Here is an 18128-nt window from a genome sequence, read left to right as displayed (position 1 = left end):
GCCGACTACTCCCCCGAGTGCCCGGCCAGCAGCGCGGCGAAGCCGCCGGCAGGGACATGGAAGTCCGCGCCCTCCGGCGCAGCACCGTCAACACCCTCACCGGCGGTAGCGTCCCCTTCCACGGGTTCACGGGTTTCCGTGGATCCCGTGAATCCCGCGACCCCGGACACAACAGAGGTCAGCTGCTCAGCCAACTCCCCTGCCGCCGTCGCCACTCGTCGGGGCAGGGCAGAATCTGCACCGAACTCGGCGGTGTCCACGAAGACACCCGTAGGCAGCACCACGGCATGGAGGAACGACAGCAGCGGACGCACCGCGAAGTCCAGGACCATGGAGTGGCGCGCCGTCCCGGCGGTGGCGACCATGGTCACCGGGATCCCGGCCAGTGACTTCATGTCCAGCGCATCGAAGAACATCTTGAACAGCCCGGAGTAGCTGCCCTGGAACACCGGCGTGGCGGCAATGAGGGCATCAGCATCGGTGACGGTGCGTCGGGCGTCCTCCAGGGCCGGCGTGGCGATGAACGTGGTCATGTATGTCGCAAGGTCTGCGGCCAGGGCGCGCACGTCGACAACCCGGACGTCCAGCCCTTCTCCGGCGGCGGTGACCTGACGGACCGTGGCATCCGCGATCTGCTCGGCGACCTGGCGGGTGGTCGAAGGATCACCCAGGCCGGCGTTGACGATGACGAGAGTCTTCATCACTTCTCCTCCACTTGTCTCTGCTACTCCGCTACTTGTCCGTTGCAGCGTGGTTATGCTTCGTGGCGGGCTCGACGGCGGCCAGCCCACCGCGCGGCGGGTCCGAGGGTATATTCGCAGGACGCCGCGCCTCGAACTCCCGACGCAGCACCGGGACGACCTCGGTACCGAGGATCTCGATCTGTTCCAGGACCGCAGACTCCGGCAGTCCGGCATGGTCGACGAGGAAGAGCTGACGCTGGTAGTCACCGACCTCGTCGGCGTAGCCGAGATAACGCTCGATGACCTGGTCGACGGTGCCGACGGTCAGCGGCGTCATCTGCGTGAAGTCCTCCATCGACGGGCCGTGGCCGTAGACCGGGGCATTGTCGAAGTAGGGGCGGAAGGTCTTCTTCGCCGCAGCCTCGGTCTCGCCGATGAACACCTGACCGCCGAGGCCGACGATCGCCTCCTCACGCGCACCGTGCCCGTAGTGCTCGTAGCGCTGCCGGTAGAGCCGGACCATCTTCCGTGTGTGCTCGATGTTCCAGAAGATGTGGTTATGGAAGAAGCCGTCGCCGTAGTACGCGGCCTGCTCGGCGATCTCCGGTGAACGGATCGAGCCGTGCCAGACGAACGGCGGGGTGCCGTCGAGAGGACGCGGCGTGGACGTGAAGTTCTGCAGCGAAGTGCGGAACTCACCGGACCAGCTGACGTTCTCCTCCCGCCACAGCCGGCGCAGCAGATGGTACTTCTCCACGGCCAGCGGAATGCCCTGGCGGATGTCTGCACCGAACCACGGGTAGACGGGTCCGGTGTTGCCGCGGCCGAGCATGAGGTCGAGACGTCCTCCGGTGAGATGCTGGGCGTAGGCGTAGTCCTCGGCCAGGCGCACCGGGTCATTGGTGGTGATCAGGGTGGTGGCGGTCGAGAAGCGCAGCCGTTCGGTCTGCGCGGCGAGGTGCGAGAGCAGGATCGGCGGGTTTGCCGGGGCCGCGAACGGAGGGTTGTGGTGCTCGCCGGTGGCGAAGATGTCGAGGCCGACTTCCTCGGCCTTTCTCGCATAGCGGACAGTGGAGCGGATCCGCTCATGCTCGGTAGGGGTGCGACCGGTGGTGGGGTCAGTGGTGACGTCGCCGATGGTGAAGATTCCGAATTCCATGACTCCGATCATTCTCCTATTTAGTTGATATGTCAACTACTTTGCGGGCGACTTCTCCGTATCCTGCTCGTCCGCCTCGGCCTTCGCCTTCCGCACCCGCGACAGCACCCGGTGCACCACCTCAATGACCGCCGCACCACACACGCCGACCACCGCACCGGTGACCATGAGGGACGCATCCCCAGGCTCCAGCAGCACCAGTTCCCGCAGGAAGGGCACCGTGAAGATCACCAGGTAGCCGACCACGCAGCCGCACAACAGCAGTACCTTCCACCAGTTCAGCGGACGCGCCACGATCCCCAGCACCCACAGGCCCATGATGATCAGCGCCAGCAGCACCGCGGTGCCGGCCTGGTCACGCTCGAGCTGTGGGGCGTCCCCGCCCGGATAGACCACGATCCACATGCCCACCGCGATACCGCCGATCAGCAGCCCCGAGGGCAGCGCCAGTGACAGCACCCTTCTGACGAAACCGTCACGCGGACGCTCAGTGTTCGGCGCCAGTGACAGGATGAACGCCGGAATACCGATGGTGAACCACCCCGTGATGGTCACGTGAATCGGCTGGAAGGGGAAGGAGATCCCGAGGATGCCGACGACCAGCGCCAGCACCACCGAGTAGACGGTCTTCGTCAGGAAGAGGTTCGCCACCCGCTCGATATTGCCGATGACCCGACGCCCCTCGGCGACGACCTTCGGCAGCGCGGAGAACCTGTTGGTCAGCAGCACCAGCTGCGCGACTGACCGGGTCGCGGCCGAACCGGAACCCATGGCGACACCGATGTCCGCCTTCTTCAGTGCGAGCACATCATTGACGCCGTCACCGGTCATCGCGACGGTCCGGTCCGCCCGGTGCAGGGACTCCACCATCTGCTGCTTCTGCTCCGGAGAGACCCGGCCGAAGACATTCGCCCGGGCGATCTCCGCATCGAAGTCCGCCTCGGACAGGTCGTCGAGTTCCCTGGCATCCACGGCGACGAGCTCGCGGTCAGTCGCCCCGGCAGCCACAGCCTTCACCGAGTCCGGGTTGTCGCCGGAGATGATCTTCAGGTCCACGTCCTGCTCGGCGAAGAAGTCGAGGGTCTCCCGGGCGTCCGGACGCAGCTGCTGGCGCAGCGTCACCAGTGCAGGTTCATCGAGGGTGGGGGCGTCCGCCATGGTGGCGTCCTCCCCCGGGACGGTGAGCTGGCCGGGCACCTTCCCGAATGCGAGGACGCGCAGGCCGGCGTCCCCCAGCTCCTTTGCGGTCGCCGCCGCCTCTCCGTCCGGCGCCAGGAGGACATCCGGGGCACCGAGGATCCAGGCGGCGTCCCCGGTCTGGACGCCGGAGAACTTGTACCGGGAGTTGAAGGGGATCTCCGTGCCGGTCAGCGGGTCAGCGGGAATCGCCGTGCCGATGGCCTCGGAGGTGTCATTGCGGTCCTCCTGGGTGGCTACAAGCCTGCCCAGCGCCTCACGCAGCTCGTCCGGCGCGTCCGAGCCGTCCACGGCGTGGACACCGTCGAGCTCCATCTCGTTGGTGGTCAGCGTGCCGGTCTTGTCGGTGCACACCGTGTTGACCCGGGCCAGCCCCTCGATCGCCACGAGCTCGTTGACCAGGGCCTTGTACTGCCCCAGCCGGATCACCCCGGCGGCGAAGGCGATGGACGTCATCAGCACCAGTCCCTCCGGGACCATCGGCACGATCGCCGCGGCCATCGAGAGGATGGACTCCTTCACATCCGTGCCCGAACGGACCAGCTGCGTCCAGATGGTGAGGACGCCGGTCGGGATCAGCAGCCAGGTGATGACCTTGAGGATGGAGTTGATACCGCTCATCAGCACCGAATCAGTCAGCGAGAACTCACTGGCCTGCCTGGCGAGGCGGGCGGCGTAGGCATCGTCGCCGACATGCTCGGCCCGGTAGATACCGTGGCCGGAGGTGACGAATGACCCGGAGCGCAGCTCCTCGCCGTCCTCCTTGTGCACCGGATCGGCCTCGCCGGTGAGCTGGGACTCGTCGACCGAGAAATCCCCGTCGAGCACCGGACCGTCGACGACGATCTCGTCACCGGACTTCAGCACGATGAGGTCGTCGACGACCACCTCGCTCTGGTGGACGGTCAGCTTCTCCCCGTCACGGATGACGGTCGGCTGCGTCTCCCCCACAATCTTCAGGTTGTCGAGGGTCTTCTTCGCCCGCAGCTCCTGGATGATCCCGATCGCCGAGTTCGCGATGATCAGCAGCCCGAAGGCGGCGTTGATGACCGAGCCGGTCGACAGCACGATCACCGCGAGGACGCCGAGGATCGCATTGACCCTGGTGAAGACATTCGCCCGAATGATCTGGAGGACGCTGCGCCCCGTGCCGCGGCCGGTGACATTGGCGCGCCCGTCAGAGACGCGCTGTTCGACCTCGGCGCTGGTGAGTCCGGTGAGTTCGGTTGTGCCGGTGTTCTCGGCCACCCCTACCGCCCCTCGAAGACCGGGGCCCGGCGGTCCGCCCGGGCGGTGCGCGCCTCCTGGACATCGCGGCTGGCCCAGCAGGCCCTGGCCTCATCCGCGAGCTCCGGGGCCTCGGGATGATTGAGCGCCTTCTTGAACCAGGCGGTCGACAGCGGGGCGTGTTCACTGACACGGTGCGCGAAGGCCAGGGCCTCCTCTGAGGTGCCCGGCTGAATGGCGAAGCCACAGGTCAGTGCGGCATCCCGGTCGACCTTCGCCCCGGCGACGAGCATATTGCGGGCATGGGTGCCGCCGAGCAACTCCACGGCGCGGTTCACGGTCCACGGATCCAGGGCGAAGCCGTGCTGCACGGCGGGGACCCAGGTGACGGCGCCCTCCCCCATGACACGCAGGTCACAGGCCAGGGCGAGCTGGCAGCCCGCGCCGACCGCGGGGCCCTGGATATCCGCGATGACCGGCACCGGAACATCGGTGACCGTGGTCAGCATCTTCTCCAACGCGGCGAAGAAGTTGTCGGCGTAGACCCCGCCTTTGAGGTTCGCCCCGGCACAGAAAGCCGGGCCTTCACCACGCAGCAGGATGGCGCGGATGCCGCCGCGGGAGGTGGCGTCCTCCAGTGCTGCGGTGAGCTGCGTGCACACCTCGGCGTCCAGCGCATTTCTGCGGTCCGGTCGGGTCAGGGTGACCACCGCCACCCGCCCGTCGATCTCCAGCGACACCGCGTTCTCTGTCATGCCGCCCATTGTCCCCCATTTTCGTGGTCGGCGTCCGGACCGGGTCAGCCTCAGGCCGGGGTCAGGCCAGCGGAGTGCCGAAGACCGCGGTGCGGGGATCACCGCCGACACGTCCGGCGTAGTCGGCGTCCCCGTCGATCGCGGTGATCGCCGCGATCTCCTCTGCGGTGAGCGTGAAGCCGCCGACCGCGGCGTTCTCCGCCACCCGTTCCGGACGCTTCGACCGGGGGAACACGATGACTCCCTGGTCCAGGTGCCAGCGGATGATCACCTGCGCCGGGGTGACGCCGTGCACCTCCGCGATGCCGGTGATGACCGGATGATCGAGGACGCCACGACCCAGCGGCGACCATGCTTCTGTCCTGATGCCGCGGGTGTCGTTGTCCTCGCGCTGCTCCTGCTGGGAGAAGCCGGGGTGGACCTCGATCTGGTTGACCGCCGGGACGACGCCGGTCGCGGCGATGATCTCGTCGAGGACCTCCGGGTAGAAGTTGGAGACGCCGATGGACGTGGCCTTGCCCGCCTTGCGCTCGGCGACGAGGGCCTTCCAGGTGTCGACGTAGCGACCCCAGGGCTGGACGGGCCAGTGGATGAGGTAGAGGTCGACGTGGTCGAGACCGAGATTGGACAGGGAGACGCCGAGCGCGGCCTTCGCCTCGTCGAAGCCCTGGTCGGCGTTCCACAGCTTGGTGGTGATGAAGAGGTCGTCGCGGGTGACTTCGCCGGCCTCGATCGCGTCGGCGATGGCGCGGCCGACATTGGCCTCGTTGCCGTAGCCAGCGGCGGTGTCGATGTGGCGGATGCCGGCGGCGATGGCGGCGCGCGTGGAGGTGTAGGCCTCCTCGGGGGTGAGTTCCCACACGCCGAGGCCGAGCTGCGGGATGGTGTGCCCGTCGTTGAGGGTGACCGTGTCGGTCGGGGTGTTGCCGGTCGAGGTGTTCTGTGTGGTCGATTCAGTCATGTCCCCGTTATACGCGTCCTCCCCCCGGCACATGCAGCGATCGGCTCACCGCGAAGGGTCTGCTGCGCGCCGACCCGCATCCTCACTTCGTCCCCCGCGCCGAGTTTGCGTCACTGATTCTCGGACCCGCTGCCACAGATCCGCCCATACGGTGACGCAACCTCGCCGAGGTCGGCCGTCTCACCGCAGCAGCAGCGGGTTCCAGGTCTGCACCGGCGAATCAGTCCGGATCCGGTCCTCATCCGTCCGCTTCCTGCGCGTGCGCGGGTACGCCAGGTTGTAGCGGACGGTGTCCACGATCTCAGCCAGCGTGTACGTCAGTGTGAAATCGATGCACCGGTCGGTGTAGGAGAGCAGAGTCCAGCCGAAACGCGCCGCAGCGTTTCTCTTCCACCGGCCCTTCAGGTGACTGTCCTCCGTCGTGAATTCCCCGCCCTCGCCGTGGTAGGCGTAACTGTCGATTTCAATGAGGACGCCTGCCTCCGGGATGACGATGTCGAAGCGGTAGCCCTGGACCATTCCGTTGACGATCACCTCCACATCAATGCCGTCGAGCGCGCCGATGATGGCCGTCACCGCCCTCAGCTCGAGGTTGCTCGCCGTACCGGTGATCAGCCCGTCGAGAAGCTCCGCCGCCCGCGCCCTGCGCTGGGGAGGAAGTGCTGCGAGATCCTCGGCCAGTGCGTCATTCCCCCTGGCACCGCGGTACTGCTCCTGCAGGAATGACCGCAGGGTGGCGTCCGGAAGCGAGAGATCGACCGCAGTCTCCAGCGGGGACGTCGCCGGAACTCCCCGTATCATTCTCGAGCGGCGGACGCTCCCTGTTGTGAGGCTGAGTCGGCGTCCACCGTCGTGACTGTTCTTCCTCGGCACTCTGGCAGTGGCCGGCCAGGACAGGTCTGTCAGCCCGTAGAGGAAGGCGGCGGTCTCGCCGGTGTAGGCGAACTCGGGACGCGCCGCGACGAATGCACCGAGGCGTTCACCGTCTGTCGGCTCGCGGTCCGATTACACGCCGTGACACAGCCTGAACATGGTCCCCTCCGCAACCGCCTTGTCGATCCCGGCCCTGGTCATTCCGGACGCCAGCAATGCCCTGGTCCGCCACAACTTCTTTTCCGGCGGCGGATTCCCGTCATGCTCCTGCTTCATGGTCCCTCCCCGGTCCCCTGCCCGAGACCCCCGCGGCGCGTCGTCAGTCTAGCGGGATTCGTGGCCCCGCGATTGCCCCCGCAGAGTTTGCATCACCGTTTCCCTGTTTCGCTGCCACAGTTCCGCTCATCCGGTGACGCAACCTCCGTGGTGGACGGGAGGAAGACGGGAAGGACGCCAGGATGATGCGAACCATTGACAAAGTGTTGGGTTTATACAATACTTTGAGTCATGTCCCCAAAGAAGAAGGCCGTGATCCACAACCGGGTCCGGGTGCTGCGCGCGGAACGGGACATGTCCCGTGCACAACTCGCCGAGCTGATCGGCGTCAATCCCCAGACCGTCGGTGCGCTGGAACGCGGGGACCACTCCCCCAGCCTCGACCTCGCCTTCCGCATCTGCGAGATCTTCAGCCTCCCGGTCGAGGCCGTGTTCAGCCGCACCCCGTTCGGTCCGATGTCCACCGAGATCTACCGGTCTGCCGATACCGCCGACGACACCCCGCCCGCAGACACCCCTCCAACCCCAGGAAAGGAGTCCCCGTGACCTCTCCCACGGGGACCACCAACGGCCAATCAAGCCGTCCGACCAAACGCCCCGTCCCGCCCATTGTCCGCACCCGGCAACGACTGGTCCTCGGCGCAGACTTCGGCATCGCCGTCATTCTCCTCGGAGTTCCGCTGCGCTTTATCCAGGAGGACACCGGATTGGTCGCATGGTTCCTCGGAACCATGATCTCCGTCGTCGCCCAGGTCGCACTGCGCCGGTCCATCCGCAGCCAGGACAACCGCCCGGATGACGAACTCGACGAGTACGAGCTTCTGCGCCGTTACAAAGCTCAGCGCACCGCGTTGCTGTGGGCCCAGGGCCTGCTCATGATCGTGTGGATGACATTCTCCCTACTCACCCTGTTCCGGAGACAAGGCCCGGAGAGTTTCGATACCCTCATCGACTCGCTCTACGCATGCCTCTACGCCACGGCAGCCTTCTTGATCTTCGTCCCCCTGGTCATCCTCCGATCCATCGCCGGCGGCATGAACCGCGACCCCCTCATCTCCGGGGAGGCAGAAGAGATCGAGGACGCGGACGCCTTGAACACCACCGCATCCACCACCACCCGAGAGGACCCGTCATGAACACCATGAATCCGCTCACCGGCCTCAACGCCGCCGAACGTCACCTGGCCGCCCGTGCCGACCGATGGCGCCGACGCAGTGCCGCCGTCGCCGCGTCCCTGCCCAACTGGCGTACCGAAGCGCGAACCCGACTGCTCATCAGGATCTACCTCGGCTCCCTGGCCTTCGGGCTGATCATCGGCGTCGTCCAGGTCTTCTGGCGTCCCGCCCTGTTCGCCTGGCTCGCATTCACCGTCGTCATGCTCGTCGCATGGACGATGCTGCGCACCGTGATCAACACCCGGGACGTCGCCCCTGACGAAGAACTCGACGAGTACGAACAGGAGACCATCCGGAACTGGCAGGCCATCGCCTACGGCTGGCTCGTCCTGCTGGCGATCGCCGTCTCCGCCTACATGATCATCCTGGGCACCTCGGGCCCCGACGACCTGAGCAACTGGATCTACACCGGAGGTCTTTTCAGCCTCATCGGACTGCTTGCACTCAGCGCCATGCCGACTATCGCCTACGCCACAACGTTCGGTCCGGTCCCCCCCGGAAGTTTTCCCCGAAAACAGTAATAATCGGTAGTACCGACACTGAGGAGCGACCATGTCCACCCTAGAACTTGACCGTCTCACCAAAACCTTCGGCACCGGCGACGCCACCGTCCGCGCCCTGACCGATCTGTCCCTCACCGTCAACCCCGGCGAGGTCTACGGCTTCGTCGGCTCCAACGGCGCGGGGAAGTCCACCGCAATGCGCATCACCCTCGGCGTCCTCTCCGCGGACGCCGGCGAGGCCCGCGTCGACGGCGAGAGAATCAACGACGACATCCGCCGAACCATCGGCTACATGCCGGAGGAACGCGGACTCTACGACAAGGAACGCATCGCCGACCAACTCGTCTTCTTCGGAAAGATCCACGGCCTCACCAAGCAGAAGGCCCAGCAGACCACCGCGGACCTGCTCGACCAGCTCGGACTGGCCGACCGTGCCGACTCCAAGCTCGAGGAGCTCTCGCTGGGCAACCAGCAGCGCGTCCAGCTCGCCGCATCCCTCGTCCACGACCCTGCGATCCTCATCCTCGATGAGCCGTTCAGCGGCCTCGACCCCGTCGCCGTCAACGTCATGAGTGAGATGCTCCTGCAGAAGGCGTCCGAGGGCGTCCCCGTCCTCTTCTCCTCCCACCAGCTCGACCTGGTGCAACGGCTCTGCCACCGTGTCGGCATCATCACCCACGGCGAGATGCGCGCCGAAGGCACCGTCGACGAGCTGCGCACCCGCGGCCCGGTCCTCTACGAGGTCCGCACCACCGCCCGCGACTGGTATCCCGCCGGCACGACCGTCACCGACACGACCGAGGACGCCGTGATCCTCGACGCCGGCGGCATCGACGACCAGACCATCCTCTCCGCGGCGATATCCGCGGGCCCGGTACACGGCTTCACCCGCCGCGTCCCCGATCTCAACGAACTCTTCAAGGAGGTCGTGACCTCATGACTACGACACAGAAGTACTCCCGTGCCGATGCGATCCGGACTGTCACCGGACGCGAGATCCAGGTCGCGATGCGGAGCAAAGGGCTGATCATCACTGCGGCAATCGTGCTCGTCGTGGTCGTCGGCGGCGTGTTCCTGATCAGCTGGCTCAACAGCCGTGTCGAGGACAATCCCTCTCTCGCCGTCGCCGGAGTCGACGAGACCGCGGTCACGGCAGTTGTCGGCGAAGGGATCGACGTGACCTCGGTCGATTCGCGCGACGCAGCGGTGGACGCGATCAAGGACGACGGGAAGGACGCCGCTCTGGTTCGCGACAATGACGTTTTCACCCTCATCGCCGACGGCACCCCGGATGACGCACTGGTGGCCGCGTCCCAGGTCGCCGCGTCCGCCATCGCCCAGAATGACGCCCTGGACGCCGTGGGCGTGGACCCGGGCGAGTTCGCCGCCGCGCTCCCGGACGCCACGGTGGAGACCGTCGACGTCTCCGACGAGGCCACCGACGACACGCAGCCGGCAGTGGTGACGACGATGCTGGGCACGATGGTGATTCTCACGTTCATCATGACCTTCGCGGCGAATGTCGGGGGCCGTGTCACCGAGGAGAAGTCGTCGCGGGTGGTGGAGATCATCCTGGCAACCATCCGCCCCCTGGACCTGCTGATCGGCAAGGTCGTCGCGATGCTCATCGTCGGCTTCGTCGGCACCGCGGTGATCCTCGGCGCGGCGCTGGCTTCCATGGCGGCGACGGGGATGCTCGCGGATGTCGATCTGGATCCGGCGACGCTGGGGATCCTCATGGTCTCGTACATCCTGGGGATGCTCTTCTTCAGCGCCCTGTACGCCGCCGCGGGTTCCCTGGTGAGCCGCGCCGAGGAGCTGGGCAGCACCCAGATGCCGGTGATGCTGCTCTTCTTCGCCGTGATGTACCCGCCGATCTTCGGCTGGTCGGCCATGGACTCCACGGTGATGGAGGTGCTGGCCTGGGTGCCGCCGATGTCGATGGGTGTGGCACCGATGCAGTACGCGGCGGGGAACCTGTCACTGCTCGGTCTGGCGGCGTCCTTCCTGCTGCTGGCAGTGGCAACGCTGCTCGTGCTCATGGTCGTGGCGCGGATCTACCGCGGGTCGATCCTCAACAACGGGCGTCGACTGACCTGGATGCGGGCACTTCAGCAGGCGTGACCGCATCACCCGGGTGGAGGTCGGACACTGACAGTGAACCCCGCTGACGACAGGTTAACCCTCGGGGTCACTGCGCCGTAACAGCTCCGAAATGATGGAGGAGTTACCTGAGGTCATGAGCGAATCACAGACGATCACCGACGCCCCCACCGACTCCGCCCTCATCGCCCCCACCCGTACGGCGACCCCCTTCCACACCACACTCGGCGAACTCAACAAGATGTCCCGGGAACAGATCTCCGCCCTGATCGGTGACCTGCTGTACAACCCGACGCTCGGCGAGGAGATCGCGGCCGCCGCCCCCTTCCGCAGCCTCGAACACCTGCTGGACGTCGCCCACCGGGAACTGCTCCGGATGCCACGGGTCGAGGTGCTGACCAGTATCCAGGCCCACCCCACCCTCGGCGAGCAGACCACGGACATCTACTCGCGGGAGGAGCAGTCCTTCATCCTCGAGTCCCCACCCGAGGTGCTCGCCGAGGTCGCCGATCTCTGCCGACGCTACGAGGAGCGCTTCCACCACCTGTTCCTGGTCTGCGCCCAGGGAATCGGCGGTCACGAGGTACTTCGTCTTCTGCGCCGACGCCTCGACAACCCCACAGTCACCGAATGGGAGACCACCGTGCGCGAACTGGGGAGGATCAACACCCTGCGGCTGCGCAGCGTGGTGAGGGGCTGACCACGGCCCCGGCACCCGGACATACAGCAGGGCCCCGGGAGTCACCCGGGGCCCTGCTGCATGTCCGCGCAGATACTGCAAGATACTGCAGATGCGGTCGACGCTACTTGGCGTCGATGAGGTCGATGATGAAGACCAGTGTGCGGCCCGCGAGGGGGTTACCGCTGCCGACGGGGCCGTAGGCCAGCTCCGGCGGAATGGTGAGCCTGCGGCGTCCGCCGACCTTCATGCCGGGGATGCCGTCCTGCCAGCCCTGGATCAGGCCGGCGAGGGGGAACTCGATGGTGGTGCCGCGGTCCCAGGAGGAGTCGAACTCCTGACCGGTCTCGTAGTCGACGCCCACGTAGTGAACCTCGACCATGCCACCGGGAACAGCCTCCGCACCGTCGCCGACGGTGATGTCCTCGATGACGAGCTCGGTGGGTGCCGGCCCCTGCTGGACATCGATCTGCGGCTTGACCATGAAGGTCACACTCCTCTTCTTGTGGAATAGAACCGCGTCAGTCTATCAGTCATGACACGACCAGGCACGACAAAACGTCGGAAGCACCCCGGAGAAACACCGGACCCCCGACCACGGCGTGGTCGGGGGTCGCAGAACCGGAGTCGGAGACTAGCGCTCGGACCGCGGGGTGAGGGTACGGAGGGACTGGCCGGTGTAGATCTGCCGCGGGCGGTTGATCTTGGCGGTCGGGTCGTTGACCTGCTCCATGTAGTGGGCGATCCAGCCCGGGAGGCGGCCCATGGCGAAGAGGACGGTGAAGAAGTCCTCGGAGAAGCCCATGGCGCGGTAGATCAGGCCGGTGTAGAAGTCCACGTTCGGGTACAGCTTACGACTGATGAAGTAGTCGTCGTTGAGGGCGATCTGCTCCAGGTTCATGGCAAGGTCGAGGAGGTTGTCGCCACCGAGGTGCTCGAGGATCTCGTGAGCGGACTCCTTGACGATGGCCGCACGCGGGTCGTAGTTGCGGTACACGCGGTGACCGAAGCCCATGAGCTTGACGCCCGGCTCCTTGTTCTTGACGCGGTTCATGAACTCGGTCGCGTCGTCGCCGTTCTCGTGGATGTCCTGCAGCATCTCCAGGACGGCCTGGTTGGCGCCACCATGCAGCGGGCCGGACAGGGCGTTGACGCCGGCAGCGATGGAGGCGTAGATGTTCGCCTGCGAGGAGGCGACCATGCGCACCGTGGAGGTGGAGCAGTTCTGCTCATGGTCGGCGTGCAGGATGAGCAGCTTGTCGAGCGCCTTGGCGACGACCGGGTCGATCTCGTAGTCCTCGGTCGGGTAGCCGAACATGTTGCGCAGGAAGTTCTCGCGCGCGTTGAGCTTGTTGTCCGGGTACATGTAGGGCTTGCCCTTGGACGCACGGTAGGCGTAAGCGGCCAGCATCGGGACCTTCGCCATGAGGCGGTAGGTGTTCTTGAGCTGGAGATCCTTGTCCAGCGGGTCAAGCTGATCCTCGTAGTAGGTGGCGAGGATGTTGACCGAGGACGCGAGGACGTTCATCGGGTGGGCGTTACGCGGGAAGATCTTGAACTGGGACTTGAAGTCCTCATCCAGCAGGGTGTGCTTGCGGATGTTGTCGTTGAAGTCCGTCAGCTGGGTCTCGTTCGGCAGTTCGCCGTTGATCAGCAGGTAGCTGACCTCGTTGAAGCTGGCGTTGTTGGCCAGATCAGCGATGTCGTAGCCGCGGTAACGCAGGATACCGTTCGCACCGTCGATGTAGGTGATCTCGGACTTCGTGGAGCCGGTGCTCACGTAGCCGGGGTCGAAGGTGGTCAGGCCGGTCTCGGCGAGGAGCTTGCCCAGGGCGAACCCGGAGTTTCCTTCGGTCGCCTCAACGATCGGCATCTCGTACTCGCCACCGGGGTAGTGGAGAACGGCCTTGTCCTGGTTCTCGGAAGCCATTGACATCCCTTTCGATGTTTCTGAAGTTCTCGGTAGTTCTCGTTACGTCCACAGTCCGCGTGCCACTGGTTGTGGCAGTCCGCTACAGAGCGCACGGCCGGTCGCACCGGACCGCAGACGGTCGTGGGATAGAACACACTGTACAGAATTAAAGGTATACGCAACACAGCGGTACCCGATTGGGCAGGACACGGGTACCCCCAGTCCCTACCCCACTTAAAAGTTACGTCGCCTTCTTCTTGCCTCTTGTTCCGGTCATGGACGGTACAGGTTAGGCTGTTCGGTGGCACACCCCGGGCTCGACAAGACCCGGGGGACGACGACAAGAAAGCGGACATCACCTCACCATGAGCGATCAGTTCCTGACCCTCCCCGAGAACCTTCTCCCCTCTGACGGCCGTTTCGGCTGCGGCCCCTCCAAGGTCCGCCCGGCCCAGATCGACGCGATCGTCGCAGGAGGCACCGACATCATCGGCACCTCCCACCGTCAGCCGGCCGTCAAGGAGGTCGTCGGTTCGGTGCGCTCCGGCCTGGCCGACCTGTTCAACCTCCCGGAGGGTTACGAGATCATCACCTCCCTCGGTGGTGCGACCGCGTTCTGGGACGCCGCGTCCTTCGGCCTGATCCGTGAGAAGTCCGCCCACCTCACCTACGGCGAGTTCTCCGGGAAGTTCGCCACCGTCTCCAAGAAGGCACCGTGGCTCGCCGAGCCCGAGATCCACGCCTTCGAGCCGGGCACCGCGCCCGCCGCCTCCGAGCTCGACGGCACGGACGCCGACCTCGTCGGCTGGGCCCACAACGAGACCTCCACCGGTGCGATGGTCGCCGTGAAGCGTCCGGCCACCGACGCCCTCGTCGCGGTGGACGCCACCTCCGGTGCCGGCGGACTGCCCGTCGACATCACCGAGACCGACGTCTACTACTTCTCCCCGCAGAAGTGCTTCGCCTCCGACGGTGGCCTGTGGTTCGCCGCCTTCTCCCCCGCCGCCCTGGAGCGCGTCGAGAAGATCGCCGCGTCCGACCGCTACATCCCGGCGTTCCTGGACCTGAAGACCGCGGTCGACAACTCCCGCAAGAACCAGACCTACAACACCCCGGCCGTCGCGACCCTGCTGATGATGGACAGCCAGGTCAAGTGGATGAACGAGAACGGTGGCCTGGAGGGCATGGTCGAGCGCACCACCGAGTCCTCCTCCATCCTCTACAACTGGGCCGAGGGCCGCTCCGAGACCACCCCGTTCGTCGCGGACGCAGACTCCCGCTCCCTCGTCGTCGGCACCATCGACTTCGATGACGCGGTGGACGCCGACGTCATCGCCAAGACCCTGCGCGCCAACGGTGTCCTGGACACCGAGCCCTACCGCAAGCTGGGCCGCAACCAGCTGCGCATCGGCATGTTCCCGGCCATCGAGCCGGAGGACATCCGCACCCTGACCAAGGCGATCGACTACATCCTCGACGCCGGCGTCGCCAGCAAGTAGAGCCGCAGGCGGCCGGGCTGTCCCGGCCGCAGGTCCGCATCATGCAGGCTGAGGTTGGTGGAGCATGCTCCCCGACGACCTCTGACTGCGTGATGCGGACCTTCGTCGTCCGGGCGGGAGCCACGATAGCGTCCCCGGGGGTGCAGGCCCAGTCCTCCCCCACATCGGTGCAGGTGTGCGCTACAGTCGTCAACGAGTACCCACCGCACGGCCATGGGCCGGCACCGGACAGCGCACGACAGCGTGAGACACGGAGGCACTGATGCAGGAACTGGAGTTCGTCCCCGACGACAGTGACGCCGCCTCCCTTGTCCTGCGCGATCCCGGGAGTGACCGGCTCTACTGGATCCCGGTGACCGACGCCCTGCGCGACCACATCACCGTCGCCCGCGAGCTCGCCGCCGAGGAAGGCGGGGACACCAGCGCAGACGGGGACGCCTCGGACGCCACGCCGGACACCGCAACGTCCGCAGAATCTGCAGCCTCCGCAGAACCCGAAACCTCCACCGGGGACGCCGACCCCGCCCCGGCCCTCCCGGTCACCGCTGTCGAGCGTCCGGCCGAAGAGCCGAAGCCGAAGGTGAAGCTGCGTCCCCGCGAGATCCAGAAGCGGCTGCGCCACGGTGCGACTGTCGCCGAACTCATGGAGGAGACCGGGGCACCGGAATCCCGCCTGACCCCCTACGCCCACCCCATCCAGATGGAGCGCCACCGCATCGCCGAGCTGGCCCGTCAGGCCTACCCGGTACTGTCCGACGGCCCCGCCGAGCACACCCTCTGGGAGTCGCTCGCCACCGCCTTCGCCGCCCGTCAGGAAGACGTCCGCGCCTCCACCTGGGACGCCGCGATGGATTCCTCCGACGACTGGATCATCACGGTCACCTGGACCCGGGGCAACCGGCACGGTGCGACCCAGTTCGTCGCCGAGTTCCGGTGGGTCCCGGCACCTCCCCCGGGCACCGGCCCCTCGACCGTCGAACCGGCGAACTCCGTGGCCAACGACCTCGTCGACCCGCGGTTCAACCGACCGGTCCGCACCGTCTCCGCCCCCGCCGTCGAGGACGAGGACGCCGCCCTCGACGAGGACGCCCCGGTCGATGATCCGGCCGACTGGCATGACATCCCTGCCTCGGGCAACCGGTCCACGGACGACGAACCGGGTATCGCCCCCACCGTCGACCTCTTCGGTGACCCGACCCCGGACCAGCGGTCCCACCCGGCGAAGCGTAAGCGCAGCACCAGCACCCCGCACTGGGAGGATGTCCTCCTCGGTGTCCGGACCTCACCGCGCAAGAAGAAGTAGCCGACGATGACCGACCACGACCACCAGCAGGTGGTGACGCTCTGGTTCATCACGTCGGCCGATCCGCGTGGCGTCCTCGTCGCCGAGCCGAAGGCGGACCGCGGGTATGCCCGCAAGCTCCTGGCCCAGCTCAACCCGGCCTGGCCGCTGACACACATCGGCGACTTCGACATGAACCGCTCCGCACCGCCCGGCGAGGGAGAGTTCTACATCGGCGGTTACCGGGGTCTCACCGTGATCCAGACCGTGCTGCCCGAGGTGCCGTCGAACTGGACCCTGTCCGGGCTCCCCACGCTCACCGAGCACTTCGACACCCTCATCTCGATGATCCCCACAGCCGACCTGCTGGTCACGGTGCACACCCCGACCGACCGCGACGGTCTCGGCGGCTTCGCCCACTGGGTCGGTGGCCGGATGACCCGCTGCTTCTACGCCACACGGGAGCGCATCATCGAGGACACCGGCGTCCCGCTGCCCGACGAGGCGGCCTTCTGGGCCGGCGAGTCGGAGGCTCCGGAAGCCCGCGGTATCGAACTTCCCTTCCGCCCCTCGGAGATGGCTGCCGCGGCGATCGCCCACTGGCTGGGGTTCCGGGTCTCCGACGAGATCGACATCCCCGTCGCCGCCTTCGCCGTCGACGGCCGCCCCGAGACCCGTGCCGGACGCCCGGACAGCTCGTCCGCGCCGCGGCGCATCGTCGTCACCGCCATGCCGGACGCCGCCCCGATGGACGGCGAGGTCACCGACACCGGCTACGACGACTACGCCGACAAGCCGGAGAACGAGGACGAGTCCCGCACCACCGGTGAGCTGGTGAAGGGGGCGGCGGTGTCCGTCGGCCGTGGGCTGCGCACCGGTGTGGAATGGATCCGTACCGGAACCCACCGGATCGGCGACGAAGTCCGCCGCCGCGCCCGCAACACCGGGCGCTAGAACCTGCCTAGAACCGGCCTAGAACTGGGCCGCGTAGAACCCGACCGCCGCCGAGGTGGCGACATTCAGTGAGTCCGTGCCCGGCGACATAGGGATCTTCGCCCGTACGTCCGCGACCCGCATCGCATGCTCGGTGAGCCCTGGCCCCTCCGCCCCGACCATCACGGCCACCTTGTCGGCACCGCGCACGGCGTCCGCCAGGGTGTTGTCGGTGTTCGGCGTCATCGCCACCACGCGGTAGCCCCGCTCCTGTAGGTCGGCCAGGCCACGCTGCCAGGTCGTCGGCTTGCCGGGCACGTGGGCGAACGGCACACGCAGCACATGGCCCATCGACACCCGCACCACGCGGCGGTACAGCGGATCAGCGCAGCCGGCTCCCAGCAGCACCGCGCCGACGCCCAGGCCGGCGGCGTTGCGGAACAGTGCGCCGATGTTCTCGTGGTCCCCGACCCCTTCGAGGACGCCGATGACGCGGTTGTCCTCATCGAGCCCGTCGAGCACCTCGCCGACCGTCGGCTCCCCGACGCGGTCAGCCGCGGCGACGAGGCCACGGTGCATGTCGAATCCGGCGACCTCGGCCAGGACCTCGCGGGACACCTCGTAGATCGGTACGTCCGCCAGTCCGGCGGCGACCGCAGGATCGGCGGACGCGGCGTCCTCGAGTTCCTCCAGACGCCGGGCGAAGCCCACCACGCAGCGGACCGGGAAGCGGGACGCCGCGAGCCGGGGCACGACGAGGTTGCCCTCGGCAATGACGAGACCCCGCCCTCCCGGCAGGTCAGGACGTCGGTCCGAGGAGTTCAGGTCCCGGATGTCGTCGAGGCGGGGGTCGGCGGGGTCAGTGATGCTGATCGGGTTGGTCACCCGTTCAGCGTACCCAGTCCGGCAGG

18 protein-coding genes are annotated in these 18128 nt (G+C 66.9%); 9 read left to right on the top strand and 9 right to left on the bottom strand.

Annotated elements, in window-relative coordinates:
* Positions 1 to 5: 5 nt before the first annotated feature.
* The 6 genes from CVA01_RS13855 to CVA01_RS13830 all read right to left on the bottom strand — a co-directional run bounded on the left by CVA01_RS13855 (position 6) and on the right by CVA01_RS13830 (position 6783).
* On the bottom strand, positions 6 to 701 hold the full coding sequence (locus tag CVA01_RS13855) for a CE1759 family FMN reductase (protein WP_141331554.1): 696 nt from the start codon (positions 699 to 701) through the stop codon (positions 6 to 8).
* A gap of 31 nt (positions 702 to 732) precedes the next feature.
* Positions 733 to 1842, bottom strand: coding sequence for a CE1758 family FMN-dependent luciferase-like monooxygenase (locus tag CVA01_RS13850; protein WP_141331552.1), 1110 nt, complete (start codon positions 1840 to 1842; stop codon positions 733 to 735).
* Positions 1843 to 1878: 36 nt separating this feature from the next.
* A complete protein-coding gene (locus CVA01_RS13845; RefSeq protein ID WP_141331550.1) occupies positions 1879 to 4287 on the bottom strand; it encodes an HAD-IC family P-type ATPase in 2409 nt (802 codons plus the stop codon).
* Positions 4288 to 4289: 2 nt separating this feature from the next.
* Positions 4290 to 5030 carry an enoyl-CoA hydratase gene (locus CVA01_RS13840; RefSeq protein ID WP_141331548.1) on the bottom strand — a complete coding sequence of 247 codons (741 nt, stop codon included), beginning with the start codon at positions 5028 to 5030 and terminating at the stop codon, positions 4290 to 4292.
* A gap of 52 nt (positions 5031 to 5082) precedes the next feature.
* A complete protein-coding gene (locus CVA01_RS13835) occupies positions 5083 to 5982 on the bottom strand; it encodes an aldo/keto reductase (RefSeq protein ID WP_141331546.1) in 900 nt (299 codons plus the stop codon).
* A gap of 180 nt (positions 5983 to 6162) precedes the next feature.
* Positions 6163 to 6783 carry a putative endonuclease domain-containing protein gene (locus CVA01_RS13830; protein ID WP_141331544.1) on the bottom strand — a complete coding sequence of 207 codons (621 nt, stop codon included), beginning with the start codon at positions 6781 to 6783 and terminating at the stop codon, positions 6163 to 6165.
* Positions 6784 to 7362: 579 nt separating this feature from the next.
* Here CVA01_RS13830 and CVA01_RS13825 point away from each other — a divergent pair.
* From CVA01_RS13825 to CVA01_RS13800, 6 genes are all read left to right on the top strand, one after another.
* A complete protein-coding gene (locus CVA01_RS13825) occupies positions 7363 to 7677 on the top strand; it encodes a helix-turn-helix transcriptional regulator (RefSeq protein WP_141331542.1) in 315 nt (104 codons plus the stop codon).
* Positions 7674 to 8267, top strand: a complete 594-nt coding sequence (locus CVA01_RS13820) for a hypothetical protein (RefSeq protein WP_141331540.1) — start codon at positions 7674 to 7676, stop codon at positions 8265 to 8267. Before CVA01_RS13825 ends, CVA01_RS13820 begins: the two co-directional genes overlap by 4 nt.
* Entirely contained in the window at positions 8264 to 8827 is a 564-nt protein-coding gene (locus CVA01_RS13815) for a hypothetical protein (protein ID WP_141331538.1), read from the top strand. Before CVA01_RS13820 ends, CVA01_RS13815 begins: the two co-directional genes overlap by 4 nt.
* Before the next feature lie 31 nt (positions 8828 to 8858).
* Entirely contained in the window at positions 8859 to 9749 is an 891-nt protein-coding gene (locus tag CVA01_RS13810; RefSeq protein WP_014009178.1) for an ABC transporter ATP-binding protein, read from the top strand.
* Positions 9746 to 10933, top strand: coding sequence for an ABC transporter permease (locus CVA01_RS13805; protein ID WP_073884115.1), 1188 nt, complete (start codon positions 9746 to 9748; stop codon positions 10931 to 10933). Before CVA01_RS13810 ends, CVA01_RS13805 begins: the two co-directional genes overlap by 4 nt.
* Before the next feature lie 115 nt (positions 10934 to 11048).
* Positions 11049 to 11612 carry a 2-oxo-4-hydroxy-4-carboxy-5-ureidoimidazoline decarboxylase gene (locus CVA01_RS13800; RefSeq protein ID WP_141331536.1) on the top strand — a complete coding sequence of 188 codons (564 nt, stop codon included), beginning with the start codon at positions 11049 to 11051 and terminating at the stop codon, positions 11610 to 11612.
* A gap of 103 nt (positions 11613 to 11715) precedes the next feature.
* Here the strand turns inward: CVA01_RS13800 and CVA01_RS13795 are convergent, their stop codons facing one another.
* Both CVA01_RS13795 and CVA01_RS13790 read right to left on the bottom strand, forming a co-directional pair.
* A complete protein-coding gene (locus CVA01_RS13795) occupies positions 11716 to 12075 on the bottom strand; it encodes an FKBP-type peptidyl-prolyl cis-trans isomerase (RefSeq protein WP_014009175.1) in 360 nt (119 codons plus the stop codon).
* Between the two features lie 150 nt (positions 12076 to 12225).
* The gene (locus CVA01_RS13790; RefSeq protein WP_014009174.1) at positions 12226 to 13521 is read right to left on the bottom strand and encodes a citrate synthase; all 1296 of its coding nucleotides are present in this window, start codon (positions 13519 to 13521) and stop codon (positions 12226 to 12228) included.
* Positions 13522 to 13868: 347 nt separating this feature from the next.
* Between CVA01_RS13790 and serC the strand changes: the two genes are divergently transcribed.
* The 3 genes from serC to CVA01_RS13775 all read left to right on the top strand — a co-directional run bounded on the left by serC (position 13869) and on the right by CVA01_RS13775 (position 17238).
* Positions 13869 to 15002 carry a phosphoserine transaminase gene (gene serC, locus CVA01_RS13785; protein ID WP_141331534.1) on the top strand — a complete coding sequence of 378 codons (1134 nt, stop codon included), beginning with the start codon at positions 13869 to 13871 and terminating at the stop codon, positions 15000 to 15002.
* Between the two features lie 262 nt (positions 15003 to 15264).
* Positions 15265 to 16305, top strand: a complete 1041-nt coding sequence (sepH, locus tag CVA01_RS13780) for a septation protein SepH (protein WP_141331531.1) — start codon at positions 15265 to 15267, stop codon at positions 16303 to 16305.
* A 6-nt stretch (positions 16306 to 16311) separates the two neighbouring features.
* Positions 16312 to 17238, top strand: a complete 927-nt coding sequence (locus tag CVA01_RS13775) for a DUF6928 family protein (RefSeq protein ID WP_014009171.1) — start codon at positions 16312 to 16314, stop codon at positions 17236 to 17238.
* Positions 17239 to 17256: 18 nt separating this feature from the next.
* Here the strand turns inward: CVA01_RS13775 and CVA01_RS13770 are convergent, their stop codons facing one another.
* Positions 17257 to 18102, bottom strand: coding sequence for a TrmH family RNA methyltransferase (locus tag CVA01_RS13770; protein WP_141331529.1), 846 nt, complete (start codon positions 18100 to 18102; stop codon positions 17257 to 17259).
* Positions 18103 to 18128 lie beyond the last annotated feature (26 nt).

This window comes from Corynebacterium variabile (genome assembly GCF_006539825.1).
GTDB lineage: Bacteria > Actinomycetota > Actinomycetes > Mycobacteriales > Mycobacteriaceae > Corynebacterium > Corynebacterium variabile.
This window is presented reverse-complemented; position numbering and strand designations above follow the sequence as displayed.

Coding starts and splice junctions, on each gene's coding strand:
- CVA01_RS13815 (WP_141331538.1), top strand. CDS start 8,264: ATGAACACCATGAATCCGCTCACCGGCCTCAACGCCGCCGAACGTCAC.
- CVA01_RS13805 (WP_073884115.1), top strand. CDS start 9,746: ATGACTACGACACAGAAGTACTCCCGTGCCGATGCGATCCGGACTGTC.
- CVA01_RS13825 (WP_141331542.1), top strand. CDS start 7,363: ATGTCCCCAAAGAAGAAGGCCGTGATCCACAACCGGGTCCGGGTGCTG.
- CVA01_RS13795 (WP_014009175.1), bottom strand. CDS start 12,075: ATGGTCAAGCCGCAGATCGATGTCCAGCAGGGGCCGGCACCCACCGAG.
- sepH (WP_141331531.1), top strand. CDS start 15,265: ATGCAGGAACTGGAGTTCGTCCCCGACGACAGTGACGCCGCCTCCCTT.
- CVA01_RS13835 (WP_141331546.1), bottom strand. CDS start 5,982: ATGACTGAATCGACCACACAGAACACCTCGACCGGCAACACCCCGACC.
- CVA01_RS13810 (WP_014009178.1), top strand. CDS start 8,859: ATGTCCACCCTAGAACTTGACCGTCTCACCAAAACCTTCGGCACCGGC.
- CVA01_RS13775 (WP_014009171.1), top strand. CDS start 16,312: ATGACCGACCACGACCACCAGCAGGTGGTGACGCTCTGGTTCATCACG.
- serC (WP_141331534.1), top strand. CDS start 13,869: ATGAGCGATCAGTTCCTGACCCTCCCCGAGAACCTTCTCCCCTCTGAC.
- CVA01_RS13840 (WP_141331548.1), bottom strand. CDS start 5,030: ATGGGCGGCATGACAGAGAACGCGGTGTCGCTGGAGATCGACGGGCGG.
- CVA01_RS13855 (WP_141331554.1), bottom strand. CDS start 701: ATGAAGACTCTCGTCATCGTCAACGCCGGCCTGGGTGATCCTTCGACC.
- CVA01_RS13790 (WP_014009174.1), bottom strand. CDS start 13,521: ATGGCTTCCGAGAACCAGGACAAGGCCGTTCTCCACTACCCCGGTGGC.
- CVA01_RS13850 (WP_141331552.1), bottom strand. CDS start 1,842: ATGGAATTCGGAATCTTCACCATCGGCGACGTCACCACTGACCCCACC.
- CVA01_RS13800 (WP_141331536.1), top strand. CDS start 11,049: ATGAGCGAATCACAGACGATCACCGACGCCCCCACCGACTCCGCCCTC.
- CVA01_RS13830 (WP_141331544.1), bottom strand. CDS start 6,783: ATGATACGGGGAGTTCCGGCGACGTCCCCGCTGGAGACTGCGGTCGAT.